Below are 18,558 nucleotides of genomic sequence, written 5' to 3' on the forward strand. Positions count from 1 at the left end.
CGCGGTGTTCCAAGCATCGCGGCGTCGCCGTCTTCTTTTTGGCTGCCGTCCCCGCGTGTGCCTTGCCGCATTTAGCGGCAGCAAAACAACCGGCGCACCGGGGCGACAGAACCGCAACTTTACGCCGCATCCCGCGTGTTGTCAGCCATGCTGTTTCCACATTTCGCATTTGTGGAAATCTTCTGTACCCCCATTTTTTGCCGGTCGCCGGTGCATTTCTGTGCGCACAAAATCAGCCACCCATCAAAATTTGATTATCATTTAGTTTAGATTTCTCATCTAAATAGCCGCATCATACCTGCCAGCGGCCACCATCACCAGCAGCACCTACACCCGCCGCTGCGCGCTCAACTCCGCCCCTCGCCCGCCGCCTCTTCGTGGGGGGTATCACATTTTTGCGATTTCCCAGTCAGCCGCCGCCCGTAGCGGGGGCGTGCGACGAATAAACACACCGAAAAGCGACGCGCATCGCAGTAGCAACGATGCAACGAAAATGAGCCGATATGGCTCTTTTTTTTGGATTTTTCTCCAAAGGAGCAGGGGGGTTGCGGGAAAAGTGTAATATCCGTAAAGCCCCATTTTTTGAGGGGCTATCGTTTTGTTATAAATGGATATTTGAGATTACAAAAAAGTGTAATATTTTGTAACCAAAAGTGTAATCTGGCGTAAGCGATTGTTTTTAATAGACGCTCAAATTACAAAAAAAAGTGTAATCTGCTTACACTTTAATTACACTTTTCTTACACTTTGCCGTTCTGGAATTTCCCTTTGTTTTTATGTGGTTGGAGGCGATTTTTCGGATTTTTACAGTTATTACACTTTTCCCGCGACCCCCCAAGACTTTTGGGAGCATTTCGCGCCCCGCGCGTACGCGCGTACGCGCGTGTGCGTCGTGTCGTATTACATCGTGACGTAAATAGCATTCTTGGGGATATTGTGGGGGGCAGAGAAAAGGATGCAGTTTTCAGATATATGATTTCATTAGGTTATACTCGAACTTTACGGTCCCTCCGGGCCTACCACAAATCATAAAAAAAACCGCCGTAACGGCGGTTTTTTTTGTGTCTGCGGTTTATTGATACGCCGCGGGTACTTGCAGGTGGTAGTCGCTTGCCTGCTGGAACTGGTGCGCGAGGTTGAGCAGGCGCGGTTCGCTGAAGTGTGGGCCGATAAGCTGGCAACCGACAGGCAGGTCGTCAATGAATCCTGCCGGGAGGCTGAGGCCAGGGAGCCCTGCGAGGTTTACCGAGACGGTGTAGAGGTCGCCAAGGAACATCGCCACCGGGTCGTCGATTTTGCTGCCGATTTTGAAGGCGGGCGTCGGCGTGGTCGGGCAGAGGATAACGTCCACCTCGGCAAAGGCGGCTTTGTAGCCGTTCAGGATGGCATGCCGCGCGCGGCGGGCTTGTTCGTAGTAGGCGTCGTAGTAGCCGGCGGAGAGGGCGTAGGTGCCGATGAGGATGCGGCGTTTGACTTCGTCGCCGAAGGCTTCGCTGCGGCTTTTGCGGTACATGTCTTGCAGGGTTTTCGCCTGCGCGCTGCGGTGTCCGTAGCGGGCGCCGTCGTAGCGCGAGAGGTTGGAGGAGGCTTCGGCCGAGGCGATGATGTAGTAAGTGGCGATTGCCGCGTCGCTGTAGGCGAGGTCAATGTCCACCAGCGTCGCGCCAAGTTTTTCGTAAAGGGCTGCGGCGGCGTGGATGGTGTCGGCCATCGCCGGGTTGAGGTCGCGGAAGTAGTTGCGCGGCAGGCCGATGCGGATGCCGGCGAGCGGCTGGTTCAGTTCGTCATCGAAGCGGGTGCGGGTTTGGGCGCTGCTGGTGGAGTCGCGCGGGTCGTGTCCGGCCATGCCGTTAAGGATGAGTGCGAGGTCTTCGGCGCTGACGGCAAAGGCTCCCGCCTGGTCGAGGCTGGAGGCGTAGGCAATCATGCCCCAGCGCGAGAGGGTGCCGTAGGTCGGCTTGATGCCGGTGATGCCGCACCAGGCGGCAGGTTGGCGGATGGAGCCGCCGGTGTCGGAGCCGGTGGCGTAGGGTACGAGGCGGGCGGCAACGACCGCAGCGGATGCGCCGGAGGAGCCACCGGGGACGTGTTCGTGTTGCCACGGGTTTTTCACCGCGCCGAAGGCGCTGCGTTCGTTGGAGGAGCCCATGGCGAATTCGTCCATCGAGACTTTGCCGGTCATGACAGCGCCAGCGGCGGCGAGGTTTTCGACGATGCCCGCGTCGTAGGACGGGATGAAGTGTTCCAGCATTTTTGAGCCGGCAGTGGTGCGCACGCCCTGGGTGCAGAAGATGTCTTTGTGCGCCATCGGGATGCCGTCCAGCGGCGAGCGCGCTTCGCCTTTGCTGCGGCGGGCGTCGCTGGCGTCGGCGGCGGCGCGGGCGTGATCGGAGGTTTCGGTGATGTAGGCGTTAAGCGCCGGGTTGTGTTGTGCGATGCGCGCGAGGGTGTGTTCGCAGAGTTCGCGCGCCGAGATTTCCCGCGCGGCGAGGCGGGCGGCAAGGGTTTTGAGGCTGTCGTGGTGCATGGTCATTCGATGACTTTGGGGACGGTGATGAAGCGGTCTTCGGCGCGCGGCGCGTTTTTTTCGATGCTCGGCATCATGTCGCGCGCGATGGCGATGTCCGGGCGCAGGCGCTGGGTGTCGCCGAGCGGGTGCGACAGCGGCGGGGTGGCGCTGATTTCTGCGGTGTTGATGGCGCTAAACAGCGCGAAGATTTGTTCGAGTTCGGCGGCAAGTCGCGTGAGTTCCGCGCCTTCGATTTCGAGCTGGGCGAGGTGCGCGGTTTTGGCGATGGTAGCGGGGTCCAGTTGGCTCATGGCGGTTAAAAAATCCTTCAAAAAAACGCGTAGGAAGGTATCATATCGCGCTTTGGATTGCACCGTTTCCGGTGGAAATGTATTTGCAAGCAGAGGCTTTTTTATGGGTTTTAATGTGTTTCGCGGGATGTTTTCCAGCGATTTGTCGATTGACTTGGGCACTGCCAACACGCTGATTTATGTGCGTGGTGAAGGACTGGTTCTGGATGAGCCTTCGGTGGTGGCGATCGCGGAAGATCCGCAGGACGGGCGGAAGAAGATTGTCGCTTACGGTTCGCAGGCGAAACAGATGCTTGGCCGCACGCCGGGCAATTTGACGACGGTTCGGCCGATGCAGGATGGCGTTATCGCTGATTTCAAGATTACGTCAATGATGCTCAAGCATTTTATTCACCGCGCGCATCGCCGCAAGGGCGCTTTCCGCCCGGCGCCGCGTATTTTGGTATGTGTGCCGTCCGGCGCGACCCAAGTGGAGAAGCGCGCCATCCGTGATGCCGCCGAGGGCGCGGGCGGACGCGAGGTCTTTTTGATTCAGGAACCGATGGCGGCGGCGATTGGCGCCGGTATTCCGGTCGATGAGGCTTACGGCTCCATGGTAGTTGATATCGGCGGCGGTACGTCTGAAGTGGCGGTGATTTCGTTGAATGGCATCGTCTATTCAACTTCCGTCCGCATCGGTGGTGACCGCTTTGATGGTGCCATTATTGATTATGTGCGCCGCAATTTCGGCATCGTCATCGGTGTGCCGACCGCCGAGCGCATCAAGAAGGAAATTGGCTGCGCCTATCCGTCTTCGGAAATCCGCGAGCTGGAAGTGCGCGGCACCAATCAGCAGGAAGGCGCGCCGCGCAGTTTCAGCATCAACTCCAACGAGGTGCTGGAAGCGTTGCAGGAGCCGCTCGGTGGGATTGTCCGTGCCATCAAGCAGGCGCTGGAGCTGACCCCGCCGGAACTGGCGGCGGATGTCGCCGACCGCGGTATTGTTTTAACCGGCGGTGGCGCGCTGTTGCGCGATCTCGACCGCCTGCTCATGGAAGAAACCCGGCTGAAAGTCATTATTGCCGAAGACCCGCTGACCTGTGTCGCCCGTGGGGGCGGCAAGGTGCTGGAACTGCTTGATCAACGCGGTGTGGCATCGTTTTTGATGTCCTGACCAGTCGCGCATGAGTTTTTATTCCATGCCGGAATCGCAGACGCCGCCGCAGTTGCGTCTGCGGCCCGTGCTGCTGGTGCTGGTCTGTGCCGTGGTGTTGTTGACGCTGACGCAGCGCACTGGCTGGCTTTCCCGTCCTTATGCCTGGGTACACGACGGCGTGTATGCGCCGGTGCGCACCGCGCTGCATGCGCCGCTGCAATGGACGCAGCACGGCTGGCAGGTGTTTGCCGAGAAGCAGGATGAACACGCGCTGCTCCTGCAACAGCAGCAGGAGAATCAGGAATTGCGCGCGCAGGTGCAGTTGCTCGGGCATTTTCAGGCGGAGAACCGCCGCCTGCGCATGTTGATGGATTCTTTGCTGAACGTTACCGACCCGGTGCTGATTGCGGAGCTAAGCGATACTTCGATTGATGGCTATCGCGAGTCGGTAACGATTAACAAGGGCGAGCGCGACGGGGTGTACGTCAATCAGGCGGTCATTGATCCTTATGGTCTGGTCGGGCAGGTGGTGGAGGTTTTCTCGCGTGAGTCGCGCGTCATGCTCATTACCGATACCCGCAGCCGTGTGCCGGTTTATGTCGCGCGCACGCAGCAGCGCACGCTGGTTTCCGGCAGTAATGGTTACGGCTCGCTGGAGATGCCAATGTTGCGCGCCGACAGCGATATTCAGGTGGGCGACCGCCTGGTGAGTTCGGGTCTTGGCGGCATTTTCCCGCGCGGTTATCCGGTGGCCGAGGTCACGGCGATTGAACGCGATGCGCGTGCCGCCTCGATGACGGTACGCCTGCGCCCGCTCGCCCATTTGCAGTCAATGCTGGAGGTATTGCTGCTGGATCAACGCCATATTGCGTACCCGCCGCAGGCGGTAGTGCCGGTCGGCCCGCCGGTGCCGGAAGCGCTCAGCAAGAACGCCGAGGAAAAAGACGCGGCAGCGACGGCGGAGAAACCCCATGCGGATGCGTAGTACGACGCCCCTCGGCGGGCTGTTTCTCGCGCTGTGGGCGCTGATGGTCGGCGCCGATTATTACGCGCCGTGGTTCGTCCTGCCCGATGTGGTAATGGTGACCGCGCTTTATGTTTTTCTCTTTATTCCGCAACTGCCGCTGTGGCGCTGGCTGTTGCCAACCAGTCTGTTGATGGATGTCGCCTCCGGCAGCCCTTTCGGTTTTCATGCGCTTTTTTATGCGCTTGCCGCGCTGATGGCGCTGCCGTTTCCCAATATTTGGCGCATGGCCGCGCCGATTGTCAGCGTGCTGGTCTTGGGCGTGCTCGCTTTCGCCCTGCAAGTGGTGCGCTGTCTGCTCTTTTTCTTGTGGCAGGGGGTACCCGCGCCGCCCGGCTGGCTGTGGGGCGGGCTGCTCTCGCTGCTGCTGTTGCCTATCCTGCGCTGGTTCGCTGACCGCAGCGCGCAGCGCATTCTCGGAGTGGCGCGATGAAACGCTGGCGCGCCGACCCGTTGAGCGAAGGCGAACAGGGCGATATCGAGGCCAAGCTGCAGCAATCTTTTTCCCGCCGCATTTTTCTCTCTGCCGCGCTGGTCTTTGCCGGTTTCTTGGGGCTGTTTGTGCGCATGGGTTATTTGCAGGTGCTGCGTTATGACTACTACCGCACCCGCTCGCAGAGTAACCGCATGCGCCTCAAGGCTATCGTGCCGGAGCGCGGCACGATTTTTGACCGCAAAGGCAGGGCGCTGACCGAGAACATCCTGCGCTACCGTGTCATCATCAGCCCGTCGCAGACGGTGAACGTGCGCGAGACGGTCGATGCGGTCGATGAAATCCTGCCGCTCTTGCCAGAGGAGCGCGAGCGCTTCTTCCGTCTTTATAAGCAGACGCGCCGCTATGAGTCGGCGGTGCTGAAGGCGTCCATCAGCGAGCAGGATTATTACCGCCTTGCGGTGCAGTTGTACCGCTTGCCGGGGGTATCGGTCGAGGAATATTACGAGCGCTACTATCCTTACGGCGAGCTGGCGGCGCACGTCATCGGCTACACCAACCGCATCAGCGAAGAAGATTTGGAAACGCTCAACCCGGACGACTACCGCGGCCTGCAATATATCGGCCGATCCGGCATCGAGCAGCAGTATGAAGAGCGCCTGCGCGGTAAGCCCGGCTACCAGCAGGTCGAGACTGACGCCAACGGCAACATCGTCCGCCTCATGCGCGAGCAACCGGCGGTGCGCGGCCAGGACATCTATTTAAGTCTGGACATTGAATTGCAGGCGTTCATTTACCACGCGCTCGGCGATTACCGCGGTTCATCGGTGATGATTGACCCGCAGACGGGCGAGGTGCTGGCGATGGTGAGCAAGCCCGGCTTTGATTCTAACCTCTTTGCGCGCGGCATCAGCCAGCGCCAGTACAAGCGCTTGCAGGAAGACCCGCACGGCCCGATGTACGACCGCGCGCTGAAAGGGCGCTACCCGCCCGGCTCGGTCATCAAGCCGTTTATGAGCCTTGCCGGTTACCACTACGGCGTTTTCACCCCTTACACCCGCGTCAATTGCCCCGGCTACTTCCGCGTTCCCGGCGCGGCGCGGCGTTTTCATTGCTGGAATCGGCACGGGCACGGCTCAGTCAATGCCGACCGCGCCATGGCACAATCTTGCGACGTTTACTACTACCACCTCGGCTACCAGCTCGGCATCGAGCGCATCGCCGAGTTTGCCAGCCACTTCCGCCTCGGCATCCCGACCGGCATCGACATGCCGGACGAAGGCAGCGGCGTGGTGCCGACGCGCGAGTGGAAACAAAAGCGCTTCAAAACGCAGTGGTACATCGGCGATACCATCAACTGCAGCATCGGCCAGGGCTTTTTCACCACTACGCCGCTGCAACTCGCCTACATGACCGCGCTTATCGCCCGCGACGGTAGCGAATTCACGCCGCGCCTGTTGCGCAAAGTCTATGACCCGGAAAGCGCGACGGCAGTCGAACTGAAAGCGCCGCTCGCCACCGGCAAAGTCGCCGTCTATGAGCCGGGCATCTGGAATACCGTGCGGCAAGACATGATGAACGTCATCCACAGCACCTACGGCACGGCGCGCAACATCTCGCGCGGCCTCACCTACCGTATGGCGGGCAAATCCGGCACCGTGCAAGTCGTCTCCTTCAAAACCGAGCGCCGCGTGCACGTGCACGAACTGGGCGCAGAAGAACAGGACAACGCGATGTTCATCGCCTTCGCCCCCGCTGACAAACCGCGCCTTGCCATCAGTATGGTGGTGGAGCGCGGCGGCGGCGGCAGCTCGACCGCAGCACCCTTAGTGCGACAAATCTCAGACTATTACCTGCAGGGAATGAACCATGTTGCTGATGCATGACGTGCGCAAAAAAACCATATGGCAGATGGTGGGCGAATGGCTGCGCCGCATCGACATCCCGATGCTGCTCGGCCTCTTGACGCTGATGGGCGGCAGCCTGCTCATCCTGCGCAGCGCCGGCAGCAGCGACGAAGGCATCCTGATGCGACAAACCCTGCGCTTCGCCGCCTCTTTCGGCGTACTGCTCGCCATCGTCGCCATCCCGCCGCGCTACATCCGCCGCCTGACTGCTCCCGCCTACTGGCTGACCCTCATCCTCCTCGTCCTCGTCCTCCTGCTCGGCAGCAAGGCGGGCGGCGCCCAACGCTGGCTCAACATTGGCATCGCCCGCATCCAGCCCTCCGAACTGGCAAAACTCACCATCCCGCTGATGGTCGCCTGGCTTGTCACCGTGCGCGTCGCCGTGCCGGGCATCGGCAGCGTCATCCTCGCCCTGCTCATCATCGCCGTCCCCGGCCTGCTCATCCTGATGGAGCCTGACCTCGGCACCGCGCTCCTGGTGAGCGCTTCCGGCTTCATCACCCTCTTCCTCGCCGGCATGCCGCGCTGGATTATGCTCGTCGGCGGTGCGCTCGCCGCCATTGCCCTGCCGCTCTTCTGGATGTTCGGCATCAAGGACTACCAGCGCGACCGCGTGCTGACCCTGTTTAACCCCGAAGCCGACCCCTTCGGCAACGGCTACCACATCATCCAGTCGAAAATCGCCATCGGCTCTGGCGGCCTCTTTGGCAAAGGCTACATGCAGGGCACGCAGTCGCAACTCGAATTCCTGCCCGAATCCAGCACCGACTTCATCTTCGCGGTCATCGCCGAAGAAACCGGCCTCATCGGCGTTGGCGTCCTCCTCATCTGCTACGGCCTTATCATTGCACGCGGCCTCTACCTCGCGCTGCACCTCTCCGACCGTTTCGCCCGCATCATGGTGGCGAGCATCCTGCTCACCCTCTTTATCAACGTCTTCGTCAATATCGGCATGGTGAGCGGCATCCTGCCGGTCGTCGGCCTGCCGCTGGCGATGATTAGCTACGGCGGCAGCTCCATCCTGTCGCTGATGGCGGGCTTTGCGCTCGCGATGAACCTCGCTGGCGGCTTCCGCGAAAACCAAGATGAGGAACACCTATGAAAAAACGCTGGCTCGCCTGCCTTGCCCTTGCGTGCAGCCTGACAGCCGTCGCCGAAACCTACGGCGACAACCCCGCCGCCGTCAAAATGATGCAAGAATTGGCCGTCCGCGACGGCTACGACAGCGACTACCTGCAATCACTCTTGCTCGCCGTCTCGCGCGACGACAGCGTGCTCGAAAAAATCAGCCGTCCGGCGGAAAAAACCAAACCCTGGTACGAATACCGCAAAATCTTTGAAGACCAAGCGCGTACCGACGACGGCGTCGCCTTCTGGCGCGACAACGAAGCAGCACTGGTAAAGGCAGAAGCGCAGTACGGCGTTGACCCAGCAGTCATCGTTGCCATCCTCGGCGTCGAGACCCGTTACGGCAAAGTGAGCGGATCGACACCCGTGTGGCAGTCGCTTCTTACCTTATGTATAGACTATCCGCCACGCGCGCCATTTTTCTGCGAACAAACCGACTACTTCCTCCGCCTCGCCAAACGCGAAAACAAAAATCCGCTCGCCATCAAAGGCTCCTATGCGGGCGCGATGGGCATGGCACAATTCATGCCCAGCAGCTACTACAACGACGCCGTTGATTACGACGGCGACGGCCGCGTGGACCTCTGGCACAGCCCGGCGGACGCCATCGGCAGCATCGCCCATTACCTGCAAGTACGCGGCTGGCAACCAGGCGGTCGCTACAAATACCAATTACCGCTAGAACCGAACATTTCCGACTTCGGCAAAGACCACAAACCCGGCTACAAAATCGGCGCCATACTACAAGACGAACGCCTGAAAAATGACGTAGATTTAATAAAAGAAATCGGCGATAATGCGGACGAAATGGTCGGAAGCCTAGTAGTTGACGCATCGGAGCAGGAAAAATCATGGTGGATAACCTATAACAACTTCTACGTGGTCACCCGCTATAATGCGTCCCCGCTTTATGCCATGGCGGTTGGCGAACTTGCCGACCGAATCAGACACAAACGAGAGAGCAAATTGAGACAATGAACGTAAAACAACTTCTGGTGCTGAGTATCGCAGCAACCGGCCTTGCCGCCCATGCGGAAATCGCGGCGGACAAAACCGGCGCTGCGCCGACCACAGAACAGCAGGTGAATATCGTTAAAGTGATCGATTTTACCCATCCCCAAAAAACCGAAGCTTCCCAAGAAGCCAAAACCCGTGCGCTGCTCGCCGGCGACGACAAAAAAGAGCTGCGCGACATCGAATTCGACCGACCCAACCTGCGCAAACTGGTGGACTACAATGCCAAGGGTGATGCCCTGGCCAAAGCAGGCGACGTTTACACCAAAAGCAGCGGCCGCAAAAGCTACAGCTACACCGTACTCGGCAAACGCTACCAAACCCTGGCCGACAGCAAAGGCTTTGAACAACAAGGCCCTGCTTCCTGGTACGGCAACCCCTTCCACGGACGCAAGACCGCTAACGGCGAAACCTACGACATGAACGAACTGACCGCAGCGCACAAAGAACTGCCGCTCGGCACCAAAGTAGAAGTAACCAACCTCTCCAACGGTCGCAAAGTCGTCGTCCGCATCAACGACCGCGGCCCCTTCCACGGCAACCGCGTACTTGACCTGTCGCGCGCCGCCGCGCAAGAACTCGGAACCCTGAACGCTGGCGTCGCCCAAGTCCAAATCCGCGCCCTACAATAGGAACCGAGATGCACGCCATCCTCCGACTGTTCACCCTCATCATCGCCGCTGTTTACAGCGGCGTTGTCTTTGCCCAGGCCGCACCGGAACTGCCGGTCAAAAGCTACATCCTGATGGATGCGGCGAGCGGACAAACCCTGGTCGGCAAAAACGCCGACGAAAAACTGCCGCCGGCTAGCATCACCAAACTGATGACCGCCTACCTCGTCGTCGAAGCGCTCGATAGCGGCAAACTGACGATGGAAACGCCGATTACCGTCAGCCAGAACGCCTACAAACAAGAAGGCTCGCGCATGTTCATCGAAGTGAACAAACAAGTGCGGGTCGAAGACCTGCTGCAAGGGCTGATCGTCCAGTCGGGCAACGACGCGGCCATGGCGCTGGCCGAATACCTCGGTGGTTCGACCGAAGGCTTCACCGGTATGATGAACCGCAAAGCGGCCGAGCTTGGCATGAAAGACACCCACTACACCAACCCGACCGGCCTGCCTGATCCCCAGCACTACACCACCGCGCGCGACATCGCTATCCTCTCGCGCCACATCATCAACGACCACCCGCAGTACTACCACTACTACGGACAAAAAAGCTACACCTACAACAAAATCAAACAGGACAACCGCAACCGCCTGCTGTGGCGCAACGCCAGCATTGACGGCCTGAAAACCGGACACACCAAAGAAGCGGGCTACTGCCTCGCCAGCTCCGAAAAACGCGGCGACATCCGCTTCATCGCCGTCGTCCTCGGCGCCGACAAAGAAAGCGACCGTTACGACGCCTCGCAGGCACTCTTCAACTACGGCTTTGCCCAATTTGAAGAAGCCGTCGTCCTGCAAGCCGGACAAAAGCTCGCTACCGCGCCCGTTTACAAAGGCAAAACCAACGAAGTGAACGTGCGCCCGCAGCACGAAGTCAAACTGCTGCTGCCCGTTGGCGAGCGCAGCAAAGCTGTCGCCGCGCTTGACCTGCAAACCCCGCTCGTCGCCCCCATCCGCGAAGGACAAGAACTCGGCACCATCCGCATCCGCATCGGCGACAAAATCTATGCCACCCTGCCGGCGGTCGCTGCCGAACCCGTTGAAGAAGCGGGCTTCTTCAAGCGCATGTGGCACAGCATCAAACTGCTGTTCTGATGCAAATCCATAACCTCGGCCTGCGTCCGTATCAGGAAATCTGGGATGCCATGCGCGCCTACACCGCCGCGCGCGACGCGACGAGCGAAGACCAAATCTGGCTGGTACAACACCCGCCCGTTTATACCCAGGGACAGGCGGGCAAACCCGAACACCTGCTGGCGCCGGGCGACATCCCCGTCATCCAGATAGACCGTGGCGGACAAATCACCTACCACGGCCCCGGGCAGACCGTAATGTACCTGTTGCTCGACATTCGCCGCGCCGGCATCGGTATCCGCGCGCTGGTCAGCCTCATTGAAGAAAGCGTCATCGGCTTCCTGCAAGAACAGGGCATTCGCGCCCAATCGCGTGCCGACGCCCCCGGCGTTTACGTGGACGGCAAAAAAATCGCCTCGCTCGGCCTACGGGTGCGTGGCGGCTGCACCTACCACGGCGTCGCGCTGAATGTGGACATGAATCTCGAACCCTTTAGCCGCATCAACCCCTGCGGCCTTGTTGGCATGCAAATGACCCAACTGCGCGACCTTGGCGTCGCGCTCGATGCAGACGCGGCAGGAGCAGCACTCGCCGCCCGTTTCCAGCGAATATGGCTTGCAAAAACAGCGCCTAGCCTGTAACATCGCGCGGTTCTTCCAGCCTTAAACCCCCGAATTTTTAGGAGACATCCCATGAAAAAAGACATCCACCCGAACTACCGCCCGGTGGTCTTCCAGGACAACAGCGCCGATTTCGCCTTCCTGACCAAATCTACCGTTGAAACCAAAGAAACCATCACCTGGACGGACGGCAAAGAATACCCGCTGGTGCGCGTTGATATCAGCAGCCAGTCCCACCCGTTTTATACCGGCAAACAGAACATTGTGGATACCGCTGGCCGCGTTGACCGCTTCAAACGCAAATATGGCAAGAAAAGCTAAGCGCCACCCCAAAGAAAAAGCCCGCATAATGCGGGCTTTTTCTTTGGGGTGTTTTGTCTAGCCATCTCCTAGGGGCTGTTTACAATTCAGCGAACTAGCCCCTCTCTCGCTACGCGAGCAATGCTTGTCCCTGTGGGAGAGGGGTTGGGGTGAGGGCAGCAAACGATTGAAAAATCGAAATTTCATCTCGTAAGCGGCATTGTCCACCCCCTCCCCGACCCTCCCCCGGGCTCCATGCAAAATGCGGACGCATTTTGCATGGGTACCCGCCCGCTGCGGGCTTCGCCCTGCGGGGGAGGGGGATGTCTCAATTGTCAGCACGCCCTAACGCTTCATACGGTGTTGCGCCACCTGAACGGGCGCCCGCGCTGTCTTCGACAATGCGTCTTGTCTGAGGCTTGCGGTGTATCGCTTAAAAGAAAACCCGCCGTAGCGGGGTTTCTTTTTAAAGTCTGCTCAAGATTCCGGAGTGGGTTGGGTAGGGAGCAAGGCGCAAAACGCAAGCAATGTGGGCGAGCTTGCCCGGTTTTACAACGCCGCAGACCGCCGAAACCCGCGCGCATCGCGGCTGTCACAGGATTTTGAATGGGCTCTCAGTTCACGGGGGCAGATGGTGTGCCGTAACTGGTGAGGTCAAGCGGTTGGGCGGGGGAGGGCAGGACGCCACGCAGGACGGGCATCGGTTCGGCGCTGCTGTTGGCGGGCGGTAGCGGGGCAGGGGAGGGGGCTACGCCGGGGTATGGGGTATTCGCTGCTGGTGACAGGTTGTGTTGTGGGTAGGTCGTCGTGGTGGGTTCGTCGCTGCTGGTCAGGGTTAAGGGGTTTGTCGCGACATTGGCCGGGATCGCGGGCAGTCCAAGGCGGGCGCTGCTCACGTTTGTCATCAGGCCGGGTTGGGCGTTGTAGGCAGTGGTAGTTGCGGACGGCGCAGCGGCGGTTTGCCAGGCGTTATCAGGCGATGTGCCGCTGGTGAACATGGTGCTATTCGCTGTTGAGCTGTGGTTAAGTGGCGTGGCAGGAGACAAGGCGCTGTTGCTGGCGGCAGCCTGGAAGGCGTTGTTTAGCGTAGCAGCGGGCGCGGCAGGGTTGGGGCTCAGCAGCGGGCGGGGCGCGGCGGAAGGCTGCGCGGCGCTGGCAATGGCGGTGCCGGTGAAGGGGTTGCTGTTCAGGTTTTCGCTAGGGATGGTGGGGGTGCTGCGACCGGGCGGCAGTTCGCCGGGGCGCACGGCCGGGTGCGGGTTGCGCCCGCTCAAGGCGTATTGGCCGCCGATGACGTCGATTTCCGGCGGTTGGTGGTAGCGCTCGAAGTAGTCGTAGCCGGGTTTGAGCATGCGCCAGAAGTCATACCAGCGGTGCTCGCTGTAGGCGGCGAGGTTGGCGTCTGTCATGCGGAAGGGGAAGGCGTGCACGCGCACGTAGGGCTGGCCGCGCTGGAGCGCCGAGCCGACGAGGGTGTAGATTTCTTCGATTTGCCGGTCGCCCATGGCATAGCAGCCGATGGAGACGCATTTGCCGTGTACCATCAGCATGCTGCCGCTGTAGCCGTGCGCGCGGTCGTAGGCGTTGGGGTAGCCGAGGTTGAAGGAGAGGTGGTATTGGCTGTTGGGGTTCATCGCTTCGCGGCCGACAGCGTAGAAGCCTTCGGGCGATTGTTTGTCGCCTTCGCGGGTTTTCGGGCCGAGTTCGCCGGAGTAGATGCAGATGGGGTAGTCAAGGAAAAGGGCGTATTCGCCGCTGTCTTTTTGCAGCCAGACTTCGAGCACTTCTTCTTTTTTGAAGATGCGGATGAAGGCGGGTGCGCCGAAGCGGAAACCGCGCGCTTCGAGGCGGTCTTGCAGGGTGGGGTTCGGCGGACGGCGGATGAGGCGGCTGTCGCGCTGGGTTTCGGGGGTACGGCTGCTACAGGCGGCGAGGATGAGGGCGAAGGCGGCGAGGAGGAAGGTTTGTTTTTTCATGGGGTTTCGGGCTGGTTGGTTTACATTACAGCTGAGCGCTCGGGGTGTATGTAAATGAACTAGTTTGTAAATGCTACTTGGCTTGGTGGTACTTTCATCTTTCTTATCAATTAGTTGCGAGAGGAGCTTCTTCGCGGTAATCCCTTCTTGAATATCGCGCTGTCTTTGCGGCGGTCGCGCATTTTAGCAAATTCGCAGACTTTTTGACTGGATGATTTTGTCGCTAGGAAAATCATCAGCATTCATCAGTGTCGTAGTATTTCCGTTAGAGTGTCCAGCTATATATCAACGATGCATGATTACTTGGTGTCAATAGCACTTGCGGTGGTAAGCTAGAAATCACGAGTATATCTATTGTAATTAAAGTTATAGGTATACATATTTACGGATCGCCATACATTAAATAAAAAGTCCCTGCCAATGAGCAGGGGCTTTTTATTACGGGAGGGCTCTTAGAAGCGTCATTTAATACGGATTTACTGCGGCTAACAATGGCTGCTTCTCATCCGGGATGGCTAGCGCATGCAGCGGCTGCGCCTGATTGTTCAGGGAAGCAATCATTTGATTCATCTGTAAAGCTTGGGCAGCAGGATGCATATAGTTTCCTCGCGGCGCATTTTGTGTGCTAACCGCGCTATTGATAGCGCCATGGTCAAGCGTCGTGCCATCGGCAAAGCGGATACTGTCTATTTGCCAGCCATTAAAGAAATGGTTGGTAACAGTAATTTGGTTTTTACCATCTTTACTATGTAGAACAAGATTGTTGCCTTCGCGGCGGATGTCAAAATCGCTGCGGTTCATGTCGCTGAAATCAATACTGTCATGTCGTCCCAATCCGCCGTCATAATTATTGATGACATCATGACCGAATCCGCGTGCAAAACGGTAAATATCATTTCCGGCACTACCGCTGAGAACATCATTGCCACTGTCGCCAATAAGTAAATCGTTGCCTGTTCCTCCATATAGCTTGTCATCTCCTTCATTTCCATGAAGCTGGTCATCGTCTTCTCCGTCAATCAATTCGTCATTTCCAGCTCCACCCGAAAGATGATCTCGCCCATCCCCACCATTCAAGGAATCTTCTCCCGCTCCACCAGACAACTTGTCATTCCCGACACTACCAATGAGGTTATCATTACCATCTTCTCCATAGAGTTCATCATCACCTTCTTCACCGCTTATAACATCATTACCGCCTTTTCCGTTGATAATGTCATTGTCTTTGCTACCATAGATATGGTCATCACCCTCAGTAGTTTTTTGCAATTCTCTTTCAATCTCATCGGCGGTCAGAATACTACCATCAGCAAATCTGATCTCGCCTATACGCCATTTGCTATTAGCGGGGAACTGCCCCATAATCCGCAGTTCATCCGTTCCTGAAAGGCTACGCAAGTAAAGGCTGGTGTAATCCCTCATTATTAAGAAATCCTTGCGGTTCATGTTGGTAAATGTCACGACGTCATCTTGATTCGAATTTTCATCGTGATTGTTAATTAAGTCATGACCAAATCCTCGTGAAAACTGATAGACATCTTTACCGCCTTTACCTGCCAATAGTTCGTTATCAGCCGAACTGATTAATACATCATTTCTATCCGTTCCATTCACCGGTTTTAGTGGTGTACCTTGCGCAAGGTTAAGCACAAGCGTCTGATGCGCCTTTAGACCACCACTATCGGTAACGGTAACAGTAACACGATAATTTCCTTGTGGCGTATTTGCTGAGGGTGAGCCTGTAAAAGTACCATTATATGCATCGAACTTTAACCAACTCGGTAATGATTGGCCATTTTCACTTGTAGCACTAAATGTCAGCTTGTCATTTTTATCAATATCCTTAAAGGTATCTTCAGGTAACTGGTAATAAAAAAGCTTGTTATGTTCTATTTGTAGCGTGGGTAATTTTTGTCCTGCCTGCGGCGCATCGTTGACGTTAATCACATTCAGTGTAAAGCGCTGGTTAGCACTTCCCCCTTTACCCTTAGCGCTTATCTCAACATTCAGCATACCAACATCGTCATTACCAGGCGTGCCACTGAATGTGCGGGTTTGTGGATTGAAACTCAGCCAGCCCGGCAACGGTTTGCCATCTGCCAAGCGAGCGCTGTAGGTCAGTTTGTCGTCCTTGTTGGCGGTGTGGAATGTATCCTCCGCAAGGGTATAAGTCAGCTTTTCCTTTTCATGAATGCTTTGCGCCGCCAGCGGTTTGCCAGCGGTTGGCGCCTGCGGCTGTTCCGGTTGGGTTTGGGATCAGGCTGTGTTTTTGGATCAGGATTGGGTTTGTTGTCATCATCCAAAGACGGCAATTTCAGTCCAAGGGATTCCCCGGTATTGAAGAAGCCGTTAAAAATAATCCTGCCCTTAAAATCCTCAAGAGTATTAGTGATAATGAGGCTGCTACCCATGCGGGTCAGTTTGGCTGTGCCATCATTGGTGCGCCACTCGTTATCTCCGGTAGCTTGAACCTGATCAGCAGTCAGTGCTTTTCCCCGGTAAGTAATACTGCCTTTGCCGTCAGCATCACTAATGGTCGTAAAACCCGATATCATCGAACCGTCAAAGGCAATGTGATAAGTATCATAGCCACTACCCTGATCATTAACACCGTCGAGACCTGAACTCAGCCAATAAACATCATCACCGCTTTCATCGGTCATGGTGTCATTGCCCTTGCCGCTATGGTAGATGTCATTGCCGCTACCGCCATTCATGGTAGCGTTACCGCCTCCAGCAAAGAGGCGGTCATTACCGGCACCGCCATAAAGCGTATCCTTGCCACCGGGCATATTGTCGGGTAACGGGTTGAAATCATCACCATGGAGTACATCGTCGCCATCGCCACCGTGTATCGTGTCATCACCTAACTGACCGAAAATAATATCATCACCCTCACCGCCATAAATCGTATCGTTCCAGTTTCCGTTTTCCAGTTGCTGGAAACGATCGTTACGCAAAAGTGCGGTATGACTGGGGCCGGGAGAAATAGTGAAATCCCAGCTTTCATTGCCGGAATCCTTTTCCTTCACCTCCGTTTTCCATTGCCAGCTGAAAACATTTCCATTGGGAAGAGACATCACGCCCTCTTTCTTGGGGCGGGGAACAGTGCCATCGGCTAACCAGTGATAACCGGTAATATTCCCCAGAATGGCCGGACTTGTTGCAAAAGGAATATAGTCAGCGTCGCCAAGAATCAGGTCTTTTCCGGCGCCGCCACGAATGGTGTCAAAACCTTCACCACCAATCAAAATATCCTCTTTGGCGCTGCCATATATGGTGTCATTGCCATATTGACCATGAACCCAGTCTCCCCTTTTCTCACGCTCAAAATTTTTAAGTAATTCCGGATCTGTTACACCTTCATATTTTTTGTAATCAATAACGGCAGTATCATAATCCTCATGCTCGTTTCCTGCCCATATTTCATCACGGCCGGCACCGCCAAGAACAATATCACTGTTGTCACCAGCATAAACCGTGTCGTTATCATCCTCCGCCTTGGGATTTTTGATTCCGGCATTGATATATTCACGGCCTGCGCCGCCCTTGACCGTATCGCCGCCATTTCCGGTAACTACCCGGTGCAACACGCCGTCTCCAGTATGGATGACATCCGCGCGCCCGCTACCCGTAAATTGTGAGGAGGCAAAATTGCTGCCATGCACCTTGATGCCATTGGGAGCATATGTGCCATCATAGACGATGTAATTGCGGTTATTGCGATGGTCAAGATCAAAATCAACCAGTGCCGGGGCCGCGTCGGGATCATCTGCATGTTTGAGTGAAATACCCAGTTGGCCATCCTGCCAGTGGCGGATATTTGCCAATGTTTTATAGTGTCCGGGAGTATCCTGCACGGAAAACTCCCAATTCACGCCGTTGTAGGTCATGCCGTATTTTTTGTCCTCAGAATAATAGGCATCACCAGCTTTGGGAGCGTCGGGATGGGCAGTACCGGAGAAAGTCTGCTCACCGAGATTTATGCCGTCAATCTCAAGACTACCCTTACCGTCGGAATCAAAGATGGTATCTACACCGTCATCGCTGACGAAAAATTTGTAGATATCGTGCTTCGCGCCACCTTCCATATAGTCATTACCCTTGCCACCTATCAAGACATCATTCTCACCTGTACCATAGAGATGATCATCTTTATCACTGCCTATAAGCGGTTTTGTATCTTTTTCACTACCAAAAACAATCTTTCCAAGGGATTCTTTATCCTCAAGCATCTTATATAAAGCAATATGTATATTGTCATCTACAGAGGTAAGCTCGAAATTACCCAAATAGGGAAAGCGTTTTTTTAATGCTTCATGGGCATAATGAACTTTCTCCGCCTTTGAAAGTTTATCGAATTCTTCAATTCCTTTAGAATCATCAATTGCAGCCAGATAAACATCGCGGACAAAGTTTTCAGAATCTGAATCATAATCAATATTATAGAAATTTAA

At 56.6% G+C, this 18,558-nt stretch carries 15 protein-coding genes; 10 read left to right on the top strand and 5 right to left on the bottom strand.

The window, feature by feature from the left end; translation table 11 throughout:
- Positions 1 to 1,072: 1,072 nt before the first annotated feature.
- Both gatA and gatC read right to left on the bottom strand, forming a co-directional pair.
- Entirely contained in the window at positions 1,073 to 2,527 is a 1,455-nt protein-coding gene (gene gatA / locus EL199_RS05305; protein WP_040354756.1) for an Asp-tRNA(Asn)/Glu-tRNA(Gln) amidotransferase subunit GatA, read from the bottom strand.
- A gap of 2 nt (positions 2,528 to 2,529) precedes the next feature.
- Positions 2,530 to 2,820, bottom strand: a complete 291-nt coding sequence (gene gatC / locus EL199_RS05310; RefSeq protein ID WP_126316019.1) for an Asp-tRNA(Asn)/Glu-tRNA(Gln) amidotransferase subunit GatC — start codon at positions 2,818 to 2,820, stop codon at positions 2,530 to 2,532.
- Between the two features lie 103 nt (positions 2,821 to 2,923).
- Here gatC and EL199_RS05315 point away from each other — a divergent pair, with 103 nt between their 5' ends.
- Genes EL199_RS05315 through EL199_RS05360 form a run of 10 tightly spaced genes read left to right on the top strand, consistent with a single transcriptional unit; the run spans position 2,924 to position 12,146 of the window.
- Positions 2,924 to 3,973, top strand: a complete 1,050-nt coding sequence (locus EL199_RS05315) for a rod shape-determining protein (RefSeq protein ID WP_004139455.1) — start codon at positions 2,924 to 2,926, stop codon at positions 3,971 to 3,973.
- A gap of 10 nt (positions 3,974 to 3,983) precedes the next feature.
- On the top strand, positions 3,984 to 4,940 hold the full coding sequence (gene mreC, locus EL199_RS05320) for a rod shape-determining protein MreC (RefSeq protein WP_004139458.1): 957 nt from the start codon (positions 3,984 to 3,986) through the stop codon (positions 4,938 to 4,940).
- The gene (locus EL199_RS05325) at positions 4,927 to 5,412 is read left to right on the top strand and encodes a hypothetical protein (protein WP_004139460.1); all 486 of its coding nucleotides are present in this window, start codon (positions 4,927 to 4,929) and stop codon (positions 5,410 to 5,412) included. The genes mreC and EL199_RS05325 overlap by 14 nt, the downstream gene beginning before the upstream one ends.
- Positions 5,409 to 7,298, top strand: a complete 1,890-nt coding sequence (gene mrdA / locus EL199_RS05330; protein WP_004139462.1) for a penicillin-binding protein 2 — start codon at positions 5,409 to 5,411, stop codon at positions 7,296 to 7,298. The genes EL199_RS05325 and mrdA overlap by 4 nt, the downstream gene beginning before the upstream one ends.
- Complete coding sequence (rodA, locus tag EL199_RS05335) at positions 7,282 to 8,421, top strand: rod shape-determining protein RodA (protein WP_004139463.1); 1,140 nt, start codon at positions 7,282 to 7,284, stop codon at positions 8,419 to 8,421. The genes mrdA and rodA overlap by 17 nt, the downstream gene beginning before the upstream one ends.
- Positions 8,418 to 9,425 carry a lytic murein transglycosylase B gene (gene mltB / locus EL199_RS05340; RefSeq protein WP_004139466.1) on the top strand — a complete coding sequence of 336 codons (1,008 nt, stop codon included), beginning with the start codon at positions 8,418 to 8,420 and terminating at the stop codon, positions 9,423 to 9,425. Before rodA ends, mltB begins: the two co-directional genes overlap by 4 nt.
- Positions 9,422 to 10,093 (top strand): septal ring lytic transglycosylase RlpA family protein, encoded by a 672-nt coding sequence (locus EL199_RS05345; protein ID WP_004139469.1) that lies wholly within the window; start codon positions 9,422 to 9,424, stop codon positions 10,091 to 10,093. Before mltB ends, EL199_RS05345 begins: the two co-directional genes overlap by 4 nt.
- An 8-nt stretch (positions 10,094 to 10,101) precedes the next feature.
- On the top strand, positions 10,102 to 11,226 hold the full coding sequence (locus EL199_RS05350; RefSeq protein ID WP_004139470.1) for a D-alanyl-D-alanine carboxypeptidase family protein: 1,125 nt from the start codon (positions 10,102 to 10,104) through the stop codon (positions 11,224 to 11,226).
- Positions 11,226 to 11,846 (top strand): lipoyl(octanoyl) transferase LipB, encoded by a 621-nt coding sequence (gene lipB, locus EL199_RS05355; protein ID WP_004139471.1) that lies wholly within the window; start codon positions 11,226 to 11,228, stop codon positions 11,844 to 11,846. The genes EL199_RS05350 and lipB overlap by 1 nt, the downstream gene beginning before the upstream one ends.
- Before the next feature lie 51 nt (positions 11,847 to 11,897).
- Positions 11,898 to 12,146: a type B 50S ribosomal protein L31 gene (locus EL199_RS05360; RefSeq protein WP_004139472.1), complete on the top strand. Its 249-nt coding sequence runs from the start codon at positions 11,898 to 11,900 to the stop codon at positions 12,144 to 12,146.
- 593 nt (positions 12,147 to 12,739) lie between these two features.
- Here EL199_RS05360 and EL199_RS12980 read toward each other — a convergent pair.
- From EL199_RS12980 to EL199_RS05375, 3 genes are all read right to left on the bottom strand, one after another.
- Positions 12,740 to 14,101: a L,D-transpeptidase family protein gene (locus EL199_RS12980; protein ID WP_004139473.1), complete on the bottom strand. Its 1,362-nt coding sequence runs from the start codon at positions 14,099 to 14,101 to the stop codon at positions 12,740 to 12,742.
- Positions 14,102 to 14,566: 465 nt separating this feature from the next.
- Positions 14,567 to 16,309, bottom strand: coding sequence for a putative Ig domain-containing protein (locus EL199_RS05370; protein WP_315861901.1), 1,743 nt, complete (start codon positions 16,307 to 16,309; stop codon positions 14,567 to 14,569).
- Positions 16,273 to 18,393: a calcium-binding protein gene (locus EL199_RS05375; RefSeq protein WP_126316020.1), complete on the bottom strand. Its 2,121-nt coding sequence runs from the start codon at positions 18,391 to 18,393 to the stop codon at positions 16,273 to 16,275. Before EL199_RS05375 ends, EL199_RS05370 begins: the two co-directional genes overlap by 37 nt.
- Positions 18,394 to 18,558 lie beyond the last annotated feature (165 nt).

The organism is Cardiobacterium hominis (assembly GCF_900637305.1).
In the GTDB taxonomy this organism is placed as follows: Bacteria; Pseudomonadota; Gammaproteobacteria; order Cardiobacteriales; family Cardiobacteriaceae; genus Cardiobacterium; species Cardiobacterium hominis.

What these genes read in the sequence shown, in the direction of transcription:
- gatA (WP_040354756.1), bottom strand. Translation starts at nt 2,527, where the DNA reads ATGCACCACGACAGCCTCAAAACCCTTGCCGCCCGCCTCGCCGCGCGG.
- gatC (WP_126316019.1), bottom strand. Translation starts at nt 2,820, where the DNA reads ATGAGCCAACTGGACCCCGCTACCATCGCCAAAACCGCGCACCTCGCC.
- EL199_RS05315 (WP_004139455.1), top strand. Translation starts at nt 2,924, where the DNA reads ATGGGTTTTAATGTGTTTCGCGGGATGTTTTCCAGCGATTTGTCGATT.
- mreC (WP_004139458.1), top strand. Translation starts at nt 3,984, where the DNA reads ATGAGTTTTTATTCCATGCCGGAATCGCAGACGCCGCCGCAGTTGCGT.
- EL199_RS05325 (WP_004139460.1), top strand. Translation starts at nt 4,927, where the DNA reads ATGCGGATGCGTAGTACGACGCCCCTCGGCGGGCTGTTTCTCGCGCTG.
- mrdA (WP_004139462.1), top strand. Translation starts at nt 5,409, where the DNA reads ATGAAACGCTGGCGCGCCGACCCGTTGAGCGAAGGCGAACAGGGCGAT.
- rodA (WP_004139463.1), top strand. Translation starts at nt 7,282, where the DNA reads ATGTTGCTGATGCATGACGTGCGCAAAAAAACCATATGGCAGATGGTG.
- mltB (WP_004139466.1), top strand. Translation starts at nt 8,418, where the DNA reads ATGAAAAAACGCTGGCTCGCCTGCCTTGCCCTTGCGTGCAGCCTGACA.
- EL199_RS05345 (WP_004139469.1), top strand. Translation starts at nt 9,422, where the DNA reads ATGAACGTAAAACAACTTCTGGTGCTGAGTATCGCAGCAACCGGCCTT.
- EL199_RS05350 (WP_004139470.1), top strand. Translation starts at nt 10,102, where the DNA reads ATGCACGCCATCCTCCGACTGTTCACCCTCATCATCGCCGCTGTTTAC.
- lipB (WP_004139471.1), top strand. Translation starts at nt 11,226, where the DNA reads ATGCAAATCCATAACCTCGGCCTGCGTCCGTATCAGGAAATCTGGGAT.
- EL199_RS05360 (WP_004139472.1), top strand. Translation starts at nt 11,898, where the DNA reads ATGAAAAAAGACATCCACCCGAACTACCGCCCGGTGGTCTTCCAGGAC.
- EL199_RS12980 (WP_004139473.1), bottom strand. Translation starts at nt 14,101, where the DNA reads ATGAAAAAACAAACCTTCCTCCTCGCCGCCTTCGCCCTCATCCTCGCC.